Origin of the sequence: Rhizobium anhuiense, from assembly GCF_003985145.1 — a bacterium.
Taxonomy (GTDB): domain Bacteria; phylum Pseudomonadota; class Alphaproteobacteria; order Rhizobiales; family Rhizobiaceae; genus Rhizobium; species Rhizobium anhuiense.
The window spans coordinates 287,764-305,288 of record NZ_ML133523.1 but is presented as its reverse complement, the minus strand read 5'-3'; the positions used below and the strand labels follow the sequence as shown (position 1 = coordinate 305,288).

Here is a 17,525-nt window from a genome sequence, read left to right as displayed (position 1 = left end):
GGATCAGCTTGCCTGCAGCGTCTTCGACGCCGGGACCGAAAGCGAGGCGGTGATATCTTCCATCGGCGCGAGCTGCTCCAACGGCCCGATCGCCGAAAGCGTCGGCACCGTGTCGTAGAACAGCCGGCCGGCAAGGTCGGTCAGCCGCTCGATGGTGATGCCTTCCAGCCGCTCCATCATCTCCGGATTGGAAATCGGCCGGCCGTAGAGCATCATCTGCCGGGCGATCTGGCCGGCGCGGGCAGCCGGGCTCTCCTGGCCCATCAGCAGCTGGGCGCGGATCTGGGCGCGGGCGCGCTCGATTTCCTTCTGGTGGATGGCATCGGTGGACTTGTGCAGCTCGTCGATGATGACCGGCAACAGCTCCGGCAGGTTTTCACCGCCGGTTGCGGCATGAATGCCGAAGATGCCGGTGTCGGAAAAGCCCCAGTGGAAGGCATAGACGGAATAACAGAGGCCGCGGAACTCGCGCACTTCCTGGAAGAGCCTGGAGGACATGCCGCCGCCAAGGATATTGGCGAGGATCTGCGAGCAGTAGAAATCGCGGGCATGGTAAGGCTTGCCCTCGAAGCCGAGCAGGATCTGGGCGTCCATCAGGTCGCGCGGTTCGCGCACGCTGCCGCCGATATAACGCGCCGCTTCCATGACGGGCGGGGCGGAAGGCGAAGTCGGCAGGCTCGCAAAACGATCCTCGACCATGCGGACGAATTCATCATGCTCGACGGCGCCGGTCGCCACCACGAACATGCGGTCGGTCGTGTAGTTGCGGCCGAGATAGCCGCGGATCTGCTGCGGCGTGAAGGAGACGACGGTCTCCGGCGTGCCGAGGATCGCCCGGCCGAGCGTCTGGTCGCGATAGGCGGCTTCGGAGAACCGGTCGAACACCACGTCGTCGGGCGTATCGTTGGCGGCGTTGATCTCCTGCAGGATCACCTGCTTCTCACGCTCCAGCTCCTCCTCCTCGAAAGCCGATTCCGTCAGGATGTCGGCGAGGATATCGACGGCGAGCGGCACATGATCCTTGAGCACGCGGGCATAATAGGAGGTCGTCTCGGTCGAGGTCGCGGCGTTGACTTCGCCGCCGACATCCTCGATCTCCTCGGCAATCTGGCGGGCCGAGCGGCGCGCCGTGCCCTTGAAAGCCATGTGTTCGAGCAGGTGGGCGATGCCGTGCTCGTCTCCCGTCTCGTTACGCGATCCTGATTTGATCCAGACTCCGAGCGCAACGCTTTCAAGGTGCGGCATGGTTTCTGTGACTACTGTCAGCCCGGATTTGAGCCGGGTGCACTCAACTGTCATTGGCTATCTTTCTGCGCCTGCTGTCGTCTCGCCACGGGCATGTTTGCCGATAAAAGTCTCAACGGCTTTCAGCTCCGGCTTGATGATCTGGAAACGCTCCTCCCTGTGCATCACATCAGCAAGCCACGTCGGAAGCGCCGGGTCAATACCGCAAGCGGATTTTACGGCGACGGGGAATTTCGCCGGATGCGCGGTCGAAAGCGTCACCATCGGCGTATTCGGCTTCTCTTTCTTCGCCGCAACGAAGACGCCGATCGCCGAATGCGGATCCAGCAGATAACCGGTCTCGGCATGGGTCTTGCGGATCGTCTCGGCCACCTGTTTCTCGCTGGCGCGGCCGGCGCGGAAGTCGCGGCGGATCGCCTTCAGCGCTTCAGGAGCAATCTCGAAGCCATTGGATTGTTTGAGACTCTCCATCGCCGCGCGCACCTTCGAGGCGTCGCGCCCATAGGCTTCGAACAGCAGCCGTTCGAAGTTCGAGGAGATCTGGATGTCCATCGACGGCGAGCTCGTCGCCTTGACCGCCTTCATGTCGTAGCGGCCGGTCTTCAGCGTCCGCGCCAGAATGTCGTTCTCGTTGGTGGCGATCACCAGCCGGTCGATCGGCAGGCCCATGCGCTTGGCGCAATAGCCGGCGAAGATGTCGCCGAAATTGCCGGTGGGCACCGTGAACGAGATCTTCCGGTCGGGTCCGCCGAGGGCGACGGCCGCCGTGAAATAATAGACGATCTGGGCCATGATGCGGGCCCAGTTGATCGAATTGACGCCGGATAGACGAACCTTGTCGCGGAAGGCCACGTCGTTGAACATCGCCTTCACCAGGTTCTGGCAATCGTCGAAATTGCCCTCGACGGCAAGCGCATGCACGTTTGGCGAAGACGAGGTCGTCATCTGCCGCTGCTGCACCGGCGAGACCTTGCCGTGCGGGAAGAGAATGAAGATATCGGTGCGCTCGCGGCCCGCAAAGGCGTCGATCGCCGCCCCGCCGGTATCGCCCGAAGTGGCGCCGACGATCGTCGCCCGCTCGCCGCGCTTTTCCAGCGCATAGTCCATCAGCCGGGCGAGCAGCTGCATCGCCACGTCCTTGAAGGCGAGCGTCGTGCCGTGGAAGAGCTCCATGACGAAGCTGTTCGGCCCGGTCTGGACGAGCGGCGCGATCGCCGGGTGGCGGAAGGTGCCGTAGGCCTCGTCGATCATCGCCCGGAACGTGTCGTCGGGGATCTCGCCGTTGGTGAAGGGCGACAGGATGGTGAAGGCCACTTCCTGATAGGTCTTGCCGCGCAGTGCCCGGATCTCCTTCTTCGAGAAGCTCGGCCATTTACGGGGAACGTAGAGCCCGCCGTCGCGTGCCAGCCCGGTCAGCAGGGCGTCGCAAAAGCCGAGGGAAGGGGCCTCGCCGCGGGTCGAGATATAGTCCACGTTCGTCATCCTTGATCTATCGCTGGAAGAAATCCGGCCGGGCGCAGCCGTGGCTTGCTCTGCCGAAAATTGGAGAGGGGCTGCCCCGTCGGCACGCCATCGCGGGTATCCTGTTGAAGTTGCCCGCATCCGGCGGCGAAAAGTGCATCAAAACGGCGCTTACCCAATCGATTTTTGTTTGCGCCGCTGATATAGACCATCGCAAACCGTCATGAAAGGCCTCGCGGAAAAGACATGGGGCCTCCAAGAAACGCTTGTACAAGGGATGGAATATGGTGCTCGGCAAGGTCTCGCGTCTCATCGTCTCCGCATCTTTTCTTGCCCTGCTCGCCGGCTGCAACTCGCTCGGCATAGGCGGAGACAGCAAGTCGTCTGCACCGCCGACCCAGCCGAACGGCACCGCCCAGATCATGCCGCTGGCACCCGCCAACCCCTCGTCGAACAATCCGTCGATCGGCACGGCCACGACCGCGCAGGGCACCGTTGCCCCGGTCGTCCAGGGCGCCTGCCCGCAGATCTTCATGCGTGACCAGGATGCGATCTTCCGCACCTATGCCAAGGGCAAGAAGGACGATCCGCAGCAGATCGTCTACCAGGCCTCCTTCGGCGATTACACCCGCCAGTGCACGCTGAACGACACCAACCTGACGATGACGGTCGTCGCCCAGCTGCGCCTGATCACCGGCCCGGCCGGTGCGCCGGGCCCGCTGACGCTGCCGATCCGCGTCACCATCCTCGACGGCGAGAACGTGCTCTATTCCGAGGTCACCAAGTTCGCGACCGAGATCCCGGCAGGCGCGCCTGGCACGCAGGTGATCTTCCGCAAGGAAGGCATCAAGATGCCGGTCGGCGCCGGCGCCCTGGTGCGCGTCAATGTCGGCTTCGACACCCAGCCGGCGAAGACCAAGAAGAGCAGCTAAGCAATTCGGCCTTCGGCCTGCACCGGCCTGGGAGCTCATCGATAGCGGCCCCTCATCCGGCTGCCGCCACCCGGTCAGGCTAGGGTGAGGGCAGTCGTCCGCTCAAATCAGAGCGGGCTAGCGGGCTTCGGGCGCTTCAGAGAACGTTGTCCCAGGCGGCCAAGGCGGCGACGACGCCCGGCAGGTCGTTCATGCGCGAGATCGCCGTTTCGGCGCCGGCATCGGTCAATTTATCGGCATGGGCGGGATAGCTGTGCGAGGCGCCGGTAAAGCCGATGACGCGCATGCCGGCGGCACGCGCCGCATGCACGCCGTGCACGGAATCCTCGACCACGACGACCTTGTCGGGCGAAACACCCATCTGGCTTGCGCCATGCAGGAAGATATCGGGCTTCGGCTTGGCGCGGTCGGGGCCGAGATCCTTGGCGGAGAAAATGTTGGGTGCAAACAGCGGCTTCAGCCCCACCTTGGTCAGCATCATGTCGAGCCGCTTGGTGCTGGAATTCGAGCAGATGCAACGCTTCATCGGCAGCCGGGAGACGGCGAATTCGACCCCCGCAATGGCCTTGACGTCCTGCGCCAGCCGGAGGTCGAGCATCTTTTCCGACTTGTCGAGCAGCGAGGCCGAAAGCGGGATGCTCGCCTCGCGCTCGATCTGCAGCAGGATGTTGCGCCATGTCATGCCGGCGAAACGCTCGCCCATTTCCTCGACGCCGATCGGGTAGCCGGCCTCCGTCAGCAGCGCGGATTCGACTTCCGCCGCGATGATTTCGGAATCGACGAGAACGCCGTCGCAGTCGAAGATGATGAGGTCGAAGCCGTCCATATGTTCACGCCTTGCTGAAATCTGGGCCGAAAGCCTGGGTCTTGTCCGGGGATGCTGCGGCTTTACACGATGCCCGCCCAAAGCTCAACCGGATCTCAAGCATGGCTGCGATGCGGCAAGCGACCGGCTCTGGCGTTGCTGCCGGATCGACGGCGTAAGCCACCGTCATCCAGGCCTCGACAAGCAGGAACTCGCTTGCCACCGAAGGCGCATCGGAGGGAGCCGGAAGGCACAATCGCACGCCGCATCAGCCGAATGCTCGCCTAGCATCGTGCGCGGCGCTATCAGGTGAGAGTCCCTGGAGATGACCGTGGAATGACGTCGGCAGGATTGCCCGCCAACGTCATGGCAAGCTTAAAGCGAGCTCAGAAACGCGAGGGACGGCATAAAGAAATATTCGCCTCCCTTCATCTTCACCGCTTGAGGAACGGTTGCAACGGTCTTGAGGGAGCCGGGATCACCCCAGATGGCCGCTCCTTCCATATCTGGTCGCGCAGCATCTTGTTTTGTTTGACCGATGACCGGATCGACCCCAGGCGCTGGAAAGCCGGTCGGCACAGCTGGGAAACCGGGATTGTTGGCCCAATTTTTCTGCGTGAATTCGAACTGATTGCCTATATCACTGTTGAACGCCATGAATAACAGGCCGACGTATTTACTCGGTTTGTTCTCGATCTTGCCATCGTTCGGATTATCTGTTCGCACGCCATAGGTTTGGCCGCGTCGGGCCATGAGGTGCTTTCGTTCGCCAGCACTGTTTTCGAACCCGCCCGACCCTCGCGGATTGGTTTTTCGGATATGCCCTGAAAAGGGACACTTCGCGCCGCTCTTGTCGCTGAAGTAGTTGAAGTTGTTCGGGACGGGTGACTCAACGCCGTCTTCTGACTGCATCGTAACCGGCGTTCCGTCCTCAAAGCGCCCGACGACCATGGCGCCGGCCCTTTCGTCATCAACTCCGAACAAGCGATCTGCAAGTTTCTGCTCTTGCCTTTTGAACCGACGGACGTTTTGTTCCAGCTTCCGGTATACGAAGTAACTTCCGAAATGAACGGCCGGATCGGGCGCTGCTGGATCTGGAACAATAACCTGTTCTAATGGGAAAGCCGGATCCCAGTTGGCAATCCCATCTGTCGCGTTTTCTTCCGCGTCGATGTCTTCCAGCAGAAACAGCGGCTGGCTGCGTCCATCGACATAGCCGAAGTGTTCGATACCTTCTCTATTGTCATTGTGAAGACCCAGGCCATCTTGCGTCCCCACGATTGTTACCCCATGCGAGGCCTGGATCAAGTTTACCACCTGATCGTGAGCAGTGACCTTGGTGTCATTGAGCATATCTCCCACCAGAACGACCGCATGGATGGGATTGCGAAAATAAGAATCCCACCTGCTGACATCAGGGTCATTCAAGTCGGATTTTTGCATGCCCGCGCGAAATATCGGATCGCTCGGCCTTTGGGCGATTTGGAGGGCTTGATAGCCCTCGTCAGTAAGGCCAAGCCCGATGTACGGCGTTCCCGGCGTCGAAGGTTTGGCTTTGAATGCTTCAATTTCCATTAAATGTTGCTTTGCCGATTTCATCAGCGTCGTGGAAATTGCCCGAAGGAAGTTTTTCGCAGCTTCCTTATCGTCAAACCGCAGAAAAAACAGAGTCAAAAACTCACGAACATGCGCCTTGATGATGTTCGGCTGAAGGTTGTCAAGCATAGTGCTGTCGTCGGCAGATGGATTTTTCCATGAGATTGGAGAATTTAACGTGACGGACATCTTGCGTTCCTCCGTTAATGACATCGTCATTAAACAACAGGTAGCATATTAGAGTCAACGCAACCATTTATTGTTTGATTTGTATTTCCAATGGCGTGTTGAATCTTTTGCCGTTTTTGATCTGCAAACGACCCTATTGGCATCAGGCTGCGCTAGATGTCCTCGATGCTGCGGGTGAGGGGGTGGACTTTGATCTGATTTATCACCCGCCCACTTGGATAGGCTCTGCTGCCACTGCCGGAGAGTGCAGGCACTGCCGGTCGCCTTCCGCTGAGAAGATGATCGGGCGACTTTCCGCCGTCCGGCGCGCCCAGCCTTTGTCGAAGAAACTTGACAGCAGGGCCTCGCCGAGACGGCCGGCAAGATCAGCCCGCCTTTCGTTACAGTCGAGGCAGGAGCGGCAGCCGCGATGATCTGAGGCCCCCGACGTCGCGGGAATGGAAATGGCGAGCAGACAGAAGCCGTCAGGCTGCCAGCTGCCCGCTGCGGCGTCCAGCGGCAGATGGCGTCGAAGCCGTCGCGCGCAGCTTGAACCGGGAAACGAGTTCACGCAGCTTGGCGGCTTCCTCGGCGAGATGACCGGATGCCGCGGTTGATTGCTCCACCATCGCCGCGTTCTGCTGGGTCACCTGATCCATGGAATTGACGGCGGTGTTGACTTCGGCAAGGCCGGTCGACTGCTCTCTTGCCGAGACGGCGATGGCATCCATGTGCTGATTGATGCGGGCGATCTGTTCGCTGATCGCCTTCAGAACCTGGCTGGTGTCGAGAACCAGCTTGACGCCGCTTTCCACTTCCACCGACGATTTCTGGATGTGGCCTTTGATTTCCTTTGCCGCCTGGGCCGATCTCTGGGCGAGTTCGCGCACTTCCTGGGCCACCACCGCAAAGCCCTTGCCCGCCTCTCCGGCGCGCGCCGCTTCGACGCCGGCGTTCAGCGCCAAAAGGTTGGTCTGGAAGGCGATCTCGTCGATCACGCCGATAATGCTGGAGATCTGCTGCGACGAAGCCTCGATGCGGCGCATCGCCTCTTCGGCATGCGACACGACCTCCGAAGACTTGGCGGCATTGCGGTTCGCATCGGTCGCTTCACTGCGCGCCTCGTCGGTGCGCTTGCTCGAGTTCGAGACATTGGCGGTGATCTGATCGAGCGCTGCGGCGGTTTCTTCGAGCGAGGCAGCCTGCTGTTCGGTGCGTTTGGACAGATCGCCGGCCCCGGATGCGATTTCCCGGGTGCCTTCGTCGATCGCGGCAATGGCGGTCGCAATGGCGCCGAGCGTTTGGTCGAGCTGGCGGATCGACATGTTGAAATCATGCCGGAGGCTTTCGAAATCAGGTGCGAACGGCTCGTCGATCTGGAAGGCGAGATCGCCGGATGCAAGCCGCTTCAGGCCGGCGGCAAGACCCGATGTCGCCGCCCGCAGCCGAACGGCTGCATCTTCGTCGGCCTGTTTGCGGGCCGTCAGCCGTTCGGTTTCGCCCTGCAACCGGGCTGCCTCGGCGTCTTGCTCGAGTTGCCTGTTGGCAATTGCCGCCTGGCGGAAGATTTCGACGGCCGATGCCATCGTTCCGATTTCGTCCGAGCGGCCGATCCCGGTGCAGGCAATGGCCGTGTCACCGCCGGCAAGCCTTTGCATATCGTTGGAAAGCGCCAGGATCGGCTTGGTTACGGTCTTGCGGGTCAGGAAATAGAGACCAATGGCGAACAATGCGGCTGCGGCCAGAAGTGCTTTCAGAGCGATATCGACCGAAGCCTTGACGTCGGCGCTACGCTTGGAGATTTCGTCCGACGCGGCGGTGATCTCGTCGCCGGCCTGCTCCATGGCCGTTTCCAACGTCGAGAATTGCTGCATGAATGCGGGCAGGGCCTTCAAGGCCGCCGAAGGATCCTGGTTTGCCAGATCCACGATTTTCGTGGCGCTCTCGATATAGCTCAGAAGCGGAGGTTCGATGCTGGCAAGCAGCGCTTTGGTCTTGTCGTCGGCGGCAAGCGCCTTGTTGGCGGCAATCATCTCGCGAAACGACGCGTCGTGTTCCACCAGGTCCGCCTTCACCGCGGCCGCTTCTATGCCCGCTGCCGGATTGGACGCCAGCATGGATGCCAGCACGTCCGCGCGCATCGCGTCATGCATCATGTCGGCCTGCATGTGGTTGCGCAGAATTTGCGCCGACCGGGCAACGTCGGCGTTGTTTTCCGACAGGGTCGAGGCCGACCAGATACCGACCCCCGTGGCGCCACCCGCCAAGGCGAAAATCGCGATGCTCGCAATGATGATCTTATGCTGGATCGACGCCATGACAGGGCTCTCTCGTTAATTTAGAACGTGAGAGTACCGGAATATGCTTAATGATTTCTCAGTGCCGGTCCTTAGTGGCGTGAAAACAATAGGTTGCATTCGATATTTCATTTTCGATGAAAGGTTGATCTGTGCATTGTGGCCGCTCATTGCTGCTTCATGGTCTCAGGCGTAGCATGCAGGTGCACAAGGAGAGGGACCATGAGGCTTTCAGCTTTCGTCCGACCGGCGGCAGCCGTAGTGCTGCTGTTTGCCTTCACATCCACCGACGTCAACGCCAGGGGCAAGCACCGAAGCTGTGCGCAGCTGCAGGCGATGAAGGATAATGCCCTGACCGGCGGAAAGCATGCCGGGGATGGCACCGACAAGAGAGCCAAGGTCGAAAGGAAGATGAGGAAGAAGGGCTGCTAGAGGCAAATCGCCGATAGCGTCCGAGTACCGAGAGAACATGGACGGGCAGCAGGCGAGCCTGTTACCGGGACGGCAGAGATGCGCCTTCGTTGAGAACGGCGCGACATCCATCAAATCCGCGTCATGCAGTTCTAACCGCGGCCCCAGGACTACCTTTGGCATTCTCATGCACTAGATGGCGATCGAGGAGGACGTCACCGCCGCTATGGGGAGGAGAACAAGCGGCATGCCAAGGAACGGACGAAGAGGAAGACCGCATGACGATCGAGGACATCATCGAGACCCTGGAAAAGACTGATATGCCCGACAGCCGGATCGACGCCTTCATCACCTGTGCTTTCCTGCTGAAGCAATTCCGGCCGGCCGAACCGGACGATTTCGACGGTCCCCACGACTATATGCCGAGCAGTATCAAGTCGCCGCATGGTTTCCTGATGGCGCGCTCCTTCACGCATGATGTCAATCACGCCATCGATCTGTGCCGGGAGGTGCAGCCGGATGCGGTTTGGCACCTCGCCTGCGGCCGCCAGACATCGGACGAGTCGCTTTACGGTGCGCAGCTGCGCGAGATCGATGAGGGCGAAAGCGTGCTCGGTGAAGCCGAGAGCAACCACGCGGCGCTGGCGCTCACTCTCGCGGCGCTGCGGGCGCATGTGCGGCAGGAAGATGAAAAGAGGGCAGGGGCATGAGGCCGCCGGATACGGCCTTGGAACCTCTTGCAGATCGGCAATAAGCTACGGATCGACCGGAAAAAGCATCAGGAACTGCCGGTCGCCTTCCGGGGAAAACAGGATCGAGCGGCTTTCGGCCGTTCGCCGCGCCCAGCCCTTGTCGAGGAAGCTTGACAGCAGCGCCTTGCCGAGGCTGCCGGCGAGGTGGGCGCGTCTTTCGCTCCAGTCGAGGCAGGAGCGGCAGAGCGGCCGGCGCGAGGATCTGAGGTCGCCGACATCGATGCCGATGCATTTGAGGTCGCCTTCGCCCTTTTCCGTCAGCCCCAGGCCTTCGCCGACCGCCTCGATCGAGCCGGAGGCAATCAGGCTGTCGAGCATGCGCACGCCGTAATCGCCGGCAAGATGATCGTAGCAGATGCGCGCCTTGCGCAACGCCGGCTCCTTCGGTCCCGGCTGGTGACGCAGATGCCCGCGTCCGGCGGCAAAACCCATCATGCTTTCGATCAGCCGGGCAACGGCCTCGTCGGCGAGGGTGAAATATCGGTGGCGGCCCTGCTTGCGCTGGGTCAGCAGCCCACCGGCTTCGAGCTTGGCGAGATGGGTGCTCGCCGTCTGTACGGTGATGCCGCCGACGCCGGCAAGCTCGGTCGCCGTCAGCGCCCGGCCGCCAATCAGCGCCGCCAGCATGTTGGCGCGGGCGGGATCGCCGATCAGCGCGCCGATCTGCGCAATGTCTGGGCCTTCCTTCATAGTTCGATCGTAACCGAAGCATCGCCGTCAGGCAATGTGCGAAAACGGCCCAGGAGAGCACTGAGACAGCAAAGGAGAAACGATATGATCACCTGCTTCATCCGCTATCAGATCGACCCGTTCAAGAAGGAAGCGTTTGCCGAATATGCCCGCAACTGGGGCCAGGCGATTCCGAAGAACGGTGCCGACCTGATCGGCTATTACGGCCCGCACGAGGGATCGGCGACGACGGCTTACGGCGTCTATAATATCGAGAGCCTCGCCGCCTATGAAGCCTATCGCGCCCGGCTGGCGTCCGATCCGCTCGGCCGCGAGAATTACGAATTTGCCCGACGCGAGCGCTTCATCCTGAAGGAAGATCGCATCTTCCTCAAAAATGTCTCCGCCCCTCACGCCAAGCCGGTGCTGCCATGATCGCCGTCATCTTCGAAGTCGTGCCCTATATGGGCGAACGCCACAAATATCTGGATCTTGCCGGCGAGTTGCGCAGCGAGCTCGAAAAGATCGACGGCTTCATCTCGATCGAGCGTTTCGAGAGCCTGACGAACCGCGGCAAGCTTTTATCGCTCTCCTTCTTCCGCGACGAGGCGGCCGTCAAGGAGTGGCGCAATCTCGAGGCGCACCGGGCAGCGCAGCAGGCCGGCCGCGGCGGCATCTTCGCCGATTACCGCCTGCGGATCGCCAGCGTCGTCCGTGATTACGGCATGTTCGAACGCGACGAAGCGCCGGCCGACAGCCGCAGGATTCACGATGCCGCCTGATCGCCGGCATCGGCAAAGTCTGCCGCTCACTCATCGGCCGGCCGAATAAATTCCCGAAATCGGCCACCGCTTCAGGCTTTGGTAACTAAGTTGCGTAACCATAACGGACAGTTAAGCGTAGAGCGTATGAGTGAGTATCAGAATGGCATCAGTTTTTCCGCTTGCCGACCTCAAGGCTTCCGTCAAGTCGGATTCCCGGCCGGGATCCCGGTCGGATTCCTGGGTTGACACGATCATCAAGGGCGATTGCGTCAGCGCCCTCGAAGCTTTGCCCAGCCACTCCGTCGATATCATCTTTGCCGACCCGCCGTATAATCTCCAGCTCGGCGGAACGCTGCATCGTCCCGATCAGTCGCTGGTCGATGCGGTCGATGACGAATGGGATCAGTTCGCCTCCTTCGAGGCTTATGACGCCTTCACCCGCGCCTGGCTGCTGGCCTGCCGGCGGGTGCTGAAGCCGACAGGCTCGATCTGGGTGATCGGCTCCTACCACAATATCTTCCGCGTCGGCGCCACGCTGCAGGATCTGAACTTCTGGATCCTCAACGACATCATCTGGCGCAAGACCAACCCGATGCCGAATTTCAAGGGCCGCCGTTTCCAGAACGCCCATGAGACGATGATCTGGGCGAGCCCCAACGCCAAGGCCAAGGGCTATACCTTCAATTACGATGCGATGAAGGCGGCCAATGACGACGTGCAGATGCGCTCCGACTGGCTGTTCCCGATCTGCAATGGCGGCGAGCGGCTGAAGGGCGAGGACGGCAAGAAGGTGCATCCGACGCAGAAGCCGGAAGCGCTGCTTGCCCGCGTCATCATGGCCTCGACCAAGCCCGGCGATATCGTGCTCGATCCTTTCTTCGGCTCGGGAACGACGGGTGCGGTCGCCAAGCGTCTTGGCCGCCACTTCGTCGGCATCGAGCGCGAACAGGATTATATCGATGCAGCCTCGGCCCGCATCGCCGCCGTCGAGCCGCTCGGCAAGGCGGAACTGACCGTCATGACCGGCAAGAAGGCCGAAGTCCGCGTCGCCTTCAACGTGCTGGTCGAAAGCGGCCTGATCAAGCCCGGCCAGGTGCTGACCGACGCCAAGCGCCGCTACAGCGCGATCGTGCGCGCCGACGGCACCGTGGCCTCAGGCGGCGAGGCCGGCTCCATTCATCGTCTCGGCGCCAAGGTGCAGGGTCTCGATGCATGCAACGGATGGACCTTCTGGCATTTCGAAGACGGGCAGTCCCTGCGCCCGATCGACGATCTCAGGTCCGTCATCCGCAGTGATCTGGCAAAGGTGGAGTGAGCACCACCTTCGCAAGATCGAGATACCTTCTTCCGATTTCCCTCCAGTTGCGGGAGAAGGCCAAGGCGCCCGGAGTTCAAGCTCCGGGCGTCTTCTATTTGCGCTGTACCAGCAAAACTGCGCAGCGGTTTTGCTGGAACGCGGTCATCAGAACTCTTGATAATCGGTGACCTCGACCCGCGTGACGCGCCCTTCCGCATTGAAGGTGATTGTCTCCTCGCCCTCGCGGATCAGCGGCTTGCCCGTCTTGCTGTGGGTGGCGCGCACCGACCAGACCGATCGGCCGGAGAGCGGCGTCAACGTTTCCACCAGCGAATTTTCCGCCGTCTGATCGGGATAGTCGTCGAAATAGCGCCGGAAGGCAGCCATGATCTCAGGCCGGCCGGCAAGACTGCCGACACCGTTCGAGACATAGGTCGCATCCTCGGCGAAATAGGCCTCGATGGCGGGAAAATCGAGGGCGTTGATGGCGGCGTGAAAGCGCTCGATTTCTTCTGCGGGGTCGAAAGCCATGGATCTCAGACCTTCAATCCGTAAGCGGCGAGATCGCTGCGCAGCTTCTCCGCACCCGAAAACAGCACCGCATTCCAGCCATAGGCCTTGGCGCCTTCGACATTGACCGGCGCGTCGTCGATGAAGATCGTGGCCGCGGGATCGAGGCCGAAGCTTTTCGTATGCGTCTCGTAGATGGCGATATCCGGCTTGATCAGGCCGACATCGCCGGAAACGGTGACGCCGCGCGGTCGGTTGAGGAAGGGGAAGCGTTGCTGCGCCTCGCGGAAGGTGTCGGAGGCGAAGTTGGTCAGCATCGTCACGTCGCGCCCTTCGGCGATCAGCCCCTCCATGATCGCGACGCTGTCCTCATAGGCGTGCGGCACCATCTCGTGCCAATATTTGCGGAAGGCGCGGATCTGTTCCTCACGTGCCGGGTGCTGTTCGATCAGCAGCGCTTCGGCCTCCGCCCAGCTGCGGCCGCGGTCCTGCTCGATGTTCCAGTCATGGGTGCAGATATTGGCGAAGAACCAGTTGCGCTCGGCCTCATCCGGGATCAGGCGGCTGAAGGGAAGATGCGGATCGTAATGAATGAGGACTTTGCCGATATCGAAAACAATATGCTTTATGCCGGTGGTCATGGTCATCCCTTGGATGTTTTAAACGCGAGAGGAATAGCCGCTGCGATCGCTTTTTTCATGACGGTCGGCAGCGCCTGCGCTTCAAGATTTGTAACCGGCTCCCACCATCCGTCATTCGTGCCGACCTTATCGGCAATCGCTGCGCGCCAGATCGACAGCCTGAGCTCGAAATGGGTGAAGACGTGGATGACGGTGCCACAGGCCTGCCATGCCGCCTCGAAGGGCGCGGCCGCAGCCGAGGTCTCGCCGTCCATGCGCGCCGTCCAGGCCGTCGTCGGCACCTCGGTCATGCCGCCGAGCAGGCCGCTGTCGATGCGCCGCCGCAGCAGGATTTCGCCATCGCCGGTCACCGCGATGAAGGCTGCGCCGTAGCGCACCGGTTTCTCTTTCTTCGCCGCCTTGACCGGAAAGAGCTCGGGATCGGAAAGTTTGAGCGCCTCGCAGGCACCCCGGAACGGACAGAGCGAACAGGCCGGCCGCTTCGGCGTGCAGATCGTCGCCCCGAGATCCATCATCGCCTGGGCGAAATCGCCGGGCCGCGCGGCCGGTGTCAGCAGCGCCACCTTTTCCTTCATCGCGGGCTTGGCAGCCGGCAGCGGTGTTTCGATCGCATAGAGCCTGGAGATCACCCGCTCGACATTGCCGTCCATCACAGCCGCCTGCCGGTTGAAGGCGATGGCCGCGACGGCGGCGGCCGTATAGTCGCCGATGCCGGGGAGCGACTTCAGGCCCTCTTCGGTGTCGGGAAAGACGCCGCCATGCTCTGTCGCCACCGCTTCGGCGCATTTTTTCAGGTTGCGGGCCCGGGCGTAATAGCCGAGCCCCGCCCAGGCGGCCATGACCGCGTCGCTCTCGGCCGCGGCAAGATCGGTCACCTCGGGCCAGCGCTTGAGAAACCGCTCGAAATAGGGTTTGACCGCCTGCACCGTCGTCTGCTGCAGCATCACTTCCGAAAGCCAGACGTGATAGGGATCGGCCTTGACGCCGCGGGCCGCCATGCCGGGCGAGACACGCCAGGGCAGGTCGCGGTGGTGGCGATCGTACCAGTCGAGGAGGGGCTTTGCCGAGGGCGTGTCGAGTGTGGTGATCGTCATGATTTGCCGCGATGGGGGGAAGTGCCTATACTTGGCGAAGCAATGCCGCGCGATCAAGTCGGCCGCGCCGATTGTCTGTGCGATTGGCGGCGGCGCCCAAGGGTTTCGATGAGTTATCCACGCAAAGATGTAAAGCAGATTTCCGAGCTGGCGAACGGGCTGATCGATCCCGTCCTGGCGCGGCGCGCCGGCATCAACACGGCGCTGCTCGGCTCGTGGAGCGAAATCGCCGGCGAGGATTTCGCCGATTGCACCCGGCCGGAAAAAATCGCCTGGGCCCGCGGCGGCAATGAGGCCGGCGGCTTCCGCCCCGGTGTGCTCACCATCGCCTGCGAAGGCGCGCGCGCGCTGTTCCTCACCCATGCCCAGGGCGAACTCATCCAGCGCATCAACAGCTTCTTCGGCTTCGCCGCCGTCCACCAGATCCGCATCGTCCAGAAGCCCGTCTCAAACCCCGCCCGCCGCTCCCGCACCCCGGCGCCGCTGAAAGGCGAAGCCGCCCGCAAGCTCGAAGGCATGATGGAGGGGATCGAGAACGACAAGCTGCGCCAGGCGATCCAGCGCTTAGGGACCGCGGTGATGGGGAAGCGGGGACGATAAATGCGGCGCGTGTTCGATCAGCCGTCGTTGATTTTGTCCCAAACTATTTCTTCTGGAAATGGCATTTCAGCTTCCCGTCTCGCACGCTTAGTTTTTTGATCCCGCTTCAACAAGCTGAGGGGTGACAGCGAATTCCGTCCTGCCCGAGATCGAATTGTAAGGCTCACATTGTGTGATCGCATCAGCGATCAACGGGGCTGCCGTTTTTTCCCATTCGGATGGGGGGGTGCGGAAGTTGATGGATAGAAAATCGGCAGATCCGTCCTTGATGACCGCCACAACCATGAAGTCATAAGCGCTCGGCGCGTCCGCGGGTAGCTTTAGACATTTAAGCATCTGATTGAAAACAATATTCCCGCCGTCTTCAGAGGCGGCAGTGCTCGTGACATTCATGGCCAATGCGACAGAGGCTATAAGCACGGAATAGAGAAAAGTCTTCGTCAAAGAATGCATTCAAAATACCCTCCGAATAGGCCTCCAAAAATTGGAAACTCCACCTGTCTATACGGCAGTGGTCGTTGTCAGACATTGAAATTTATCCTCGGCTCGCGACTGCCGCTGTCGTGCGAGTTCGTGCCACCACTTTGGCAGTCCCGCTAAACGACACCCTTCTTCAGGATGAAATTGCCGTAGGGCCGGATCTCCCCCGTCTGAACCACCGCAAAGCAGGCTTCAGCCAGTGGATAATAGGCGAAGCGCTCGATGGGCCTGCTCGTGATGCTGCGCTTTTCCGCCGTCGAGCAGAGCAATTCCACATCCGCATGAACGGGTAGCATGATGCCGGTCTGATCCGGATCCTCCATATGCATGAGCGGCTGTTCGACGAAATGATCGAGCGGCATGACCGCCAGGATCGCCGCTATGGCGTCTGAGGCGCTGGCCGCGTTCATCGACACGAGTTTGCCGCTGACGGTCTTTTTCGACACGCGGCACGCCGAGAAATTCTTGTCGACGATGGCGATCTCGTCGCCGTGGCCCATCGCGCTCAATAGCCACAAAAGATCCGGGCAAAGAATCCCGGGAATGTTTTTCAGTGCCATATTCGTTCCTCCCTTTGCATCCGTATATCACCATAAATCGCAGAAGAAAACGCTTGCGCAAACGTTTCGATGGCCATATAGCGGTTTTTAACATTTCATTGGAGGATGAAATGGGCCGGGTGACCGCCGAGGCTGGGGAGGCTTGTTCAGGGTGGTTGAATCTTTCGATTTTGTTCTGGGAATTGACGCGGCGGCAGTTTGAAGCTGCGCGTCAGGCGTGACGGGGAGGTCTGCAATCATGGCGACAATCACTGACGTTGCACGCGCCGCGGGCGTCTCGGTCTCGACCGTGTCGCACGTCGTCAACGGCACCCGGCATGTGAACGAAGCGACGGCGGCGCTCGTCAGGGACGCGATCGAAAGTCTCGGATTCGTGCCGAATGCTGTGGCCCGGTCTCTGGTGCGATCCTCGACCGACGCGGTGGGTATCGCGATCTCGATCAGCACCAATTACTATTTCAACGATATCGTATCTTCTATCGAGCGAGCCTGCGCCGCCATCGGGCAGCTCGTTTTTCTCTGCGACACGCAGAACGATCCCGAGACCGAGTTGCGGCTGGTCCGTGAACTCGTTCAGCGGCGGGTGGATGGGGTAATTCTGGCTCCATCCTGTGATCCGGAAAACCGCGCCATCGACTATCTCAAATCGTCTCGCATGCCCTTCGTGCTCGTCGACCGTCTGACGGTTGCCGATGCGGATGGGGTTTGCCTGGACAATGAGACGGCGATGGAGACGCTGATCGACCATCTGGTGGGCCACGGCCACCGCCGCATCGGCCTCATCGCCGGCGAGCCGGGGCTGCTTTCCACGATCGAACGCGTGCGTGGATACGTCGGCGCCATGCGCAAGCACGGGCTCGAGATCGATCGTAGCGTGATGAGCGAAGGCAATGCGAACAGCGCGGATGCACGCCAGTCGGCGCTTGCGATCCTCAGTCGGGCGGACCGACCGACGGCGATCGCCTCGGGCAACAATCTGGCCACAATCGGCGTCATGCGCGCGGTGCGGGATCTTGGCTTGCGCATCTCCGAGGATCTGGCGTTGATCGGCTTTGACGATTTCGATTGGGCTGACTGTTTCGAGCCGCGGCTGACCGTCATGGCGCAGCCGAGCGAGATGATCGGCATGCAGGCTGCGGAAATGCTGGCCAGGCGGATCAAATCGAGCACGGAAAACGCGCGGCAGGTCCGTCTGCCGGCAAAATTGGTAATTCGCCGCTCCTGCGGCTGCGGAGGGCATTGA

The 17,525-nt window shown here is 61.2% G+C and carries 22 protein-coding genes and 1 pseudogene; 9 read left to right on the top strand and 14 right to left on the bottom strand.

Going from position 1 to position 17,525, the window contains the following annotated elements; genetic code table 11:
• Nucleotides 1–3: 3 nt before the first annotated feature.
• Genes EEQ99_RS12115 through EEQ99_RS34585 form a run of 3 tightly spaced genes read right to left on the bottom strand, consistent with a single transcriptional unit; the run spans nucleotide 4 to nucleotide 2,918 of the window.
• Entirely contained in the window at nucleotides 4–1,299 is a 1,296-nt protein-coding gene (locus EEQ99_RS12115; protein ID WP_028755740.1) for a M16 family metallopeptidase, read from the bottom strand.
• Nucleotides 1,300–1,302: 3 nt separating this feature from the next.
• The gene (gene thrC, locus EEQ99_RS12110) at nucleotides 1,303–2,727 is read right to left on the bottom strand and encodes a threonine synthase (protein ID WP_047613972.1); all 1,425 of its coding nucleotides are present in this window, start codon (nucleotides 2,725–2,727) and stop codon (nucleotides 1,303–1,305) included.
• A complete protein-coding gene (locus EEQ99_RS34585; RefSeq protein ID WP_164735928.1) occupies nucleotides 2,724–2,918 on the bottom strand; it encodes a hypothetical protein in 195 nt (64 codons plus the stop codon). The genes thrC and EEQ99_RS34585 overlap by 4 nt, the downstream gene beginning before the upstream one ends.
• Before the next feature lie 72 nt (nucleotides 2,919–2,990).
• Here EEQ99_RS34585 and EEQ99_RS12100 point away from each other — a divergent pair, with 72 nt between their 5' ends.
• Nucleotides 2,991–3,638 (top strand): hypothetical protein, encoded by a 648-nt coding sequence (locus EEQ99_RS12100; RefSeq protein WP_028755738.1) that lies wholly within the window; start codon nucleotides 2,991–2,993, stop codon nucleotides 3,636–3,638.
• A gap of 136 nt (nucleotides 3,639–3,774) precedes the next feature.
• Here EEQ99_RS12100 and EEQ99_RS12095 read toward each other — a convergent pair whose 3' ends face one another.
• The 5 genes and pseudogenes from EEQ99_RS12095 to EEQ99_RS12080 form a co-directional block, all read right to left on the bottom strand.
• Nucleotides 3,775–4,464, bottom strand: a complete 690-nt coding sequence (locus EEQ99_RS12095) for an HAD family hydrolase (RefSeq protein ID WP_028755737.1) — start codon at nucleotides 4,462–4,464, stop codon at nucleotides 3,775–3,777.
• A 4-nt stretch (nucleotides 4,465–4,468) separates the two neighbouring features.
• Nucleotides 4,469–4,633, bottom strand: a complete 165-nt coding sequence (locus EEQ99_RS34580; RefSeq protein WP_164735927.1) for a hypothetical protein — start codon at nucleotides 4,631–4,633, stop codon at nucleotides 4,469–4,471.
• A 185-nt stretch (nucleotides 4,634–4,818) separates the two neighbouring features.
• Nucleotides 4,819–6,228 (bottom strand): Dyp-type peroxidase, encoded by a 1,410-nt coding sequence (locus tag EEQ99_RS12090; RefSeq protein WP_127430490.1) that lies wholly within the window; start codon nucleotides 6,226–6,228, stop codon nucleotides 4,819–4,821.
• Nucleotides 6,229–6,430: 202 nt separating this feature from the next.
• Nucleotides 6,431–6,631: pseudogene (locus tag EEQ99_RS12085) on the bottom strand (hypothetical protein); the annotation flags it as partial.
• Between the two features lie 61 nt (nucleotides 6,632–6,692).
• Nucleotides 6,693–8,525 carry a methyl-accepting chemotaxis protein gene (locus EEQ99_RS12080; protein ID WP_127430489.1) on the bottom strand — a complete coding sequence of 611 codons (1,833 nt, stop codon included), beginning with the start codon at nucleotides 8,523–8,525 and terminating at the stop codon, nucleotides 6,693–6,695.
• 201 nt (nucleotides 8,526–8,726) lie between these two features.
• Here EEQ99_RS12080 and EEQ99_RS12075 point away from each other — a divergent pair, with 201 nt between their 5' ends.
• Together EEQ99_RS12075 and EEQ99_RS12070 are read left to right on the top strand one after the other, a co-directional pair.
• The gene (locus EEQ99_RS12075; protein ID WP_127430488.1) at nucleotides 8,727–8,936 is read left to right on the top strand and encodes a hypothetical protein; all 210 of its coding nucleotides are present in this window, start codon (nucleotides 8,727–8,729) and stop codon (nucleotides 8,934–8,936) included.
• Nucleotides 8,937–9,193: 257 nt separating this feature from the next.
• On the top strand, nucleotides 9,194–9,625 hold the full coding sequence (locus EEQ99_RS12070; RefSeq protein ID WP_028755732.1) for a hypothetical protein: 432 nt from the start codon (nucleotides 9,194–9,196) through the stop codon (nucleotides 9,623–9,625).
• Nucleotides 9,626–9,670: 45 nt separating this feature from the next.
• Here the strand turns inward: EEQ99_RS12070 and EEQ99_RS12065 are convergent, their stop codons facing one another.
• A complete protein-coding gene (locus EEQ99_RS12065; protein WP_127430487.1) occupies nucleotides 9,671–10,357 on the bottom strand; it encodes an ArsR/SmtB family transcription factor in 687 nt (228 codons plus the stop codon).
• Between the two features lie 84 nt (nucleotides 10,358–10,441).
• Here EEQ99_RS12065 and EEQ99_RS12060 point away from each other — a divergent pair, with 84 nt between their 5' ends.
• The 3 genes from EEQ99_RS12060 (at nucleotide 10,442) to EEQ99_RS12050 (ending at nucleotide 12,415) form a co-directional block, all read left to right on the top strand.
• The gene (locus EEQ99_RS12060) at nucleotides 10,442–10,771 is read left to right on the top strand and encodes an NIPSNAP family protein (RefSeq protein WP_127430486.1); all 330 of its coding nucleotides are present in this window, start codon (nucleotides 10,442–10,444) and stop codon (nucleotides 10,769–10,771) included.
• Complete coding sequence (locus tag EEQ99_RS12055) at nucleotides 10,768–11,118, top strand: antibiotic biosynthesis monooxygenase family protein (RefSeq protein ID WP_047613979.1); 351 nt, start codon at nucleotides 10,768–10,770, stop codon at nucleotides 11,116–11,118. The genes EEQ99_RS12060 and EEQ99_RS12055 overlap by 4 nt, the downstream gene beginning before the upstream one ends.
• A 142-nt stretch (nucleotides 11,119–11,260) precedes the next feature.
• A complete protein-coding gene (locus tag EEQ99_RS12050) occupies nucleotides 11,261–12,415 on the top strand; it encodes a site-specific DNA-methyltransferase (RefSeq protein ID WP_047613981.1) in 1,155 nt (384 codons plus the stop codon).
• Nucleotides 12,416–12,562: 147 nt separating this feature from the next.
• Here the strand turns inward: EEQ99_RS12050 and EEQ99_RS12045 are convergent, their stop codons facing one another.
• Genes EEQ99_RS12045 through mutY form a run of 3 tightly spaced genes read right to left on the bottom strand, consistent with a single transcriptional unit; the run spans nucleotide 12,563 to nucleotide 14,642 of the window.
• On the bottom strand, nucleotides 12,563–12,928 hold the full coding sequence (locus EEQ99_RS12045; RefSeq protein WP_047613982.1) for a nuclear transport factor 2 family protein: 366 nt from the start codon (nucleotides 12,926–12,928) through the stop codon (nucleotides 12,563–12,565).
• 5 nt (nucleotides 12,929–12,933) lie between these two features.
• Nucleotides 12,934–13,548 (bottom strand): HAD family hydrolase, encoded by a 615-nt coding sequence (locus EEQ99_RS12040; RefSeq protein WP_028757156.1) that lies wholly within the window; start codon nucleotides 13,546–13,548, stop codon nucleotides 12,934–12,936.
• Nucleotides 13,549–13,550: 2 nt separating this feature from the next.
• Nucleotides 13,551–14,642 carry an A/G-specific adenine glycosylase gene (gene mutY, locus EEQ99_RS12035; protein WP_127430485.1) on the bottom strand — a complete coding sequence of 364 codons (1,092 nt, stop codon included), beginning with the start codon at nucleotides 14,640–14,642 and terminating at the stop codon, nucleotides 13,551–13,553.
• A 108-nt stretch (nucleotides 14,643–14,750) separates the two neighbouring features.
• Here mutY and EEQ99_RS12030 point away from each other — a divergent pair, with 108 nt between their 5' ends.
• Nucleotides 14,751–15,242, top strand: coding sequence for a DUF721 domain-containing protein (locus EEQ99_RS12030; RefSeq protein WP_127430484.1), 492 nt, complete (start codon nucleotides 14,751–14,753; stop codon nucleotides 15,240–15,242).
• 87 nt (nucleotides 15,243–15,329) lie between these two features.
• On the opposite strand, the gene EEQ99_RS12025 is transcribed toward EEQ99_RS12030, so the two are convergent.
• A complete protein-coding gene (locus EEQ99_RS12025; RefSeq protein WP_127430483.1) occupies nucleotides 15,330–15,695 on the bottom strand; it encodes a hypothetical protein in 366 nt (121 codons plus the stop codon).
• Between the two features lie 143 nt (nucleotides 15,696–15,838).
• Complete coding sequence (locus EEQ99_RS12020) at nucleotides 15,839–16,282, bottom strand: RbsD/FucU family protein (RefSeq protein ID WP_127430482.1); 444 nt, start codon at nucleotides 16,280–16,282, stop codon at nucleotides 15,839–15,841.
• Between the two features lie 53 nt (nucleotides 16,283–16,335).
• On the opposite strand from EEQ99_RS12020, the gene EEQ99_RS34575 reads away from it, so the two are divergent.
• Nucleotides 16,336–16,503, top strand: a complete 168-nt coding sequence (locus EEQ99_RS34575; RefSeq protein WP_164735926.1) for a hypothetical protein — start codon at nucleotides 16,336–16,338, stop codon at nucleotides 16,501–16,503.
• Nucleotides 16,504–16,520: 17 nt separating this feature from the next.
• Complete coding sequence (locus EEQ99_RS12015) at nucleotides 16,521–17,525, top strand: LacI family DNA-binding transcriptional regulator (RefSeq protein WP_063476498.1); 1,005 nt, start codon at nucleotides 16,521–16,523, stop codon at nucleotides 17,523–17,525.

Coding starts and splice junctions, on each gene's coding strand:
- EEQ99_RS12070 (WP_028755732.1), top strand. CDS start 9,194: ATGACGATCGAGGACATCATCGAGACCCTGGAAAAGACTGATATGCCC.
- EEQ99_RS12015 (WP_063476498.1), top strand. CDS start 16,521: ATGGCGACAATCACTGACGTTGCACGCGCCGCGGGCGTCTCGGTCTCG.
- EEQ99_RS12115 (WP_028755740.1), bottom strand. CDS start 1,299: ATGACAGTTGAGTGCACCCGGCTCAAATCCGGGCTGACAGTAGTCACA.
- EEQ99_RS12065 (WP_127430487.1), bottom strand. CDS start 10,357: ATGAAGGAAGGCCCAGACATTGCGCAGATCGGCGCGCTGATCGGCGAT.
- EEQ99_RS34585 (WP_164735928.1), bottom strand. CDS start 2,918: ATGGTCTATATCAGCGGCGCAAACAAAAATCGATTGGGTAAGCGCCGT.
- EEQ99_RS12075 (WP_127430488.1), top strand. CDS start 8,727: ATGAGGCTTTCAGCTTTCGTCCGACCGGCGGCAGCCGTAGTGCTGCTG.
- mutY (WP_127430485.1), bottom strand. CDS start 14,642: ATGACGATCACCACACTCGACACGCCCTCGGCAAAGCCCCTCCTCGAC.
- EEQ99_RS12050 (WP_047613981.1), top strand. CDS start 11,261: ATGGCATCAGTTTTTCCGCTTGCCGACCTCAAGGCTTCCGTCAAGTCG.
- EEQ99_RS12100 (WP_028755738.1), top strand. CDS start 2,991: ATGGTGCTCGGCAAGGTCTCGCGTCTCATCGTCTCCGCATCTTTTCTT.
- EEQ99_RS12025 (WP_127430483.1), bottom strand. CDS start 15,695: ATGCATTCTTTGACGAAGACTTTTCTCTATTCCGTGCTTATAGCCTCT.
- EEQ99_RS12030 (WP_127430484.1), top strand. CDS start 14,751: ATGAGTTATCCACGCAAAGATGTAAAGCAGATTTCCGAGCTGGCGAAC.
- EEQ99_RS12055 (WP_047613979.1), top strand. CDS start 10,768: ATGATCGCCGTCATCTTCGAAGTCGTGCCCTATATGGGCGAACGCCAC.
- EEQ99_RS12045 (WP_047613982.1), bottom strand. CDS start 12,928: ATGGCTTTCGACCCCGCAGAAGAAATCGAGCGCTTTCACGCCGCCATC.
- EEQ99_RS12090 (WP_127430490.1), bottom strand. CDS start 6,228: ATGTCCGTCACGTTAAATTCTCCAATCTCATGGAAAAATCCATCTGCC.
- EEQ99_RS12080 (WP_127430489.1), bottom strand. CDS start 8,525: ATGGCGTCGATCCAGCATAAGATCATCATTGCGAGCATCGCGATTTTC.
- EEQ99_RS12020 (WP_127430482.1), bottom strand. CDS start 16,282: ATGGCACTGAAAAACATTCCCGGGATTCTTTGCCCGGATCTTTTGTGG.
- EEQ99_RS12060 (WP_127430486.1), top strand. CDS start 10,442: ATGATCACCTGCTTCATCCGCTATCAGATCGACCCGTTCAAGAAGGAA.
- EEQ99_RS12040 (WP_028757156.1), bottom strand. CDS start 13,548: ATGACCACCGGCATAAAGCATATTGTTTTCGATATCGGCAAAGTCCTC.
- EEQ99_RS12095 (WP_028755737.1), bottom strand. CDS start 4,464: ATGGACGGCTTCGACCTCATCATCTTCGACTGCGACGGCGTTCTCGTC.
- thrC (WP_047613972.1), bottom strand. CDS start 2,727: ATGACGAACGTGGACTATATCTCGACCCGCGGCGAGGCCCCTTCCCTC.
- EEQ99_RS34580 (WP_164735927.1), bottom strand. CDS start 4,633: ATGACGGTGGCTTACGCCGTCGATCCGGCAGCAACGCCAGAGCCGGTC.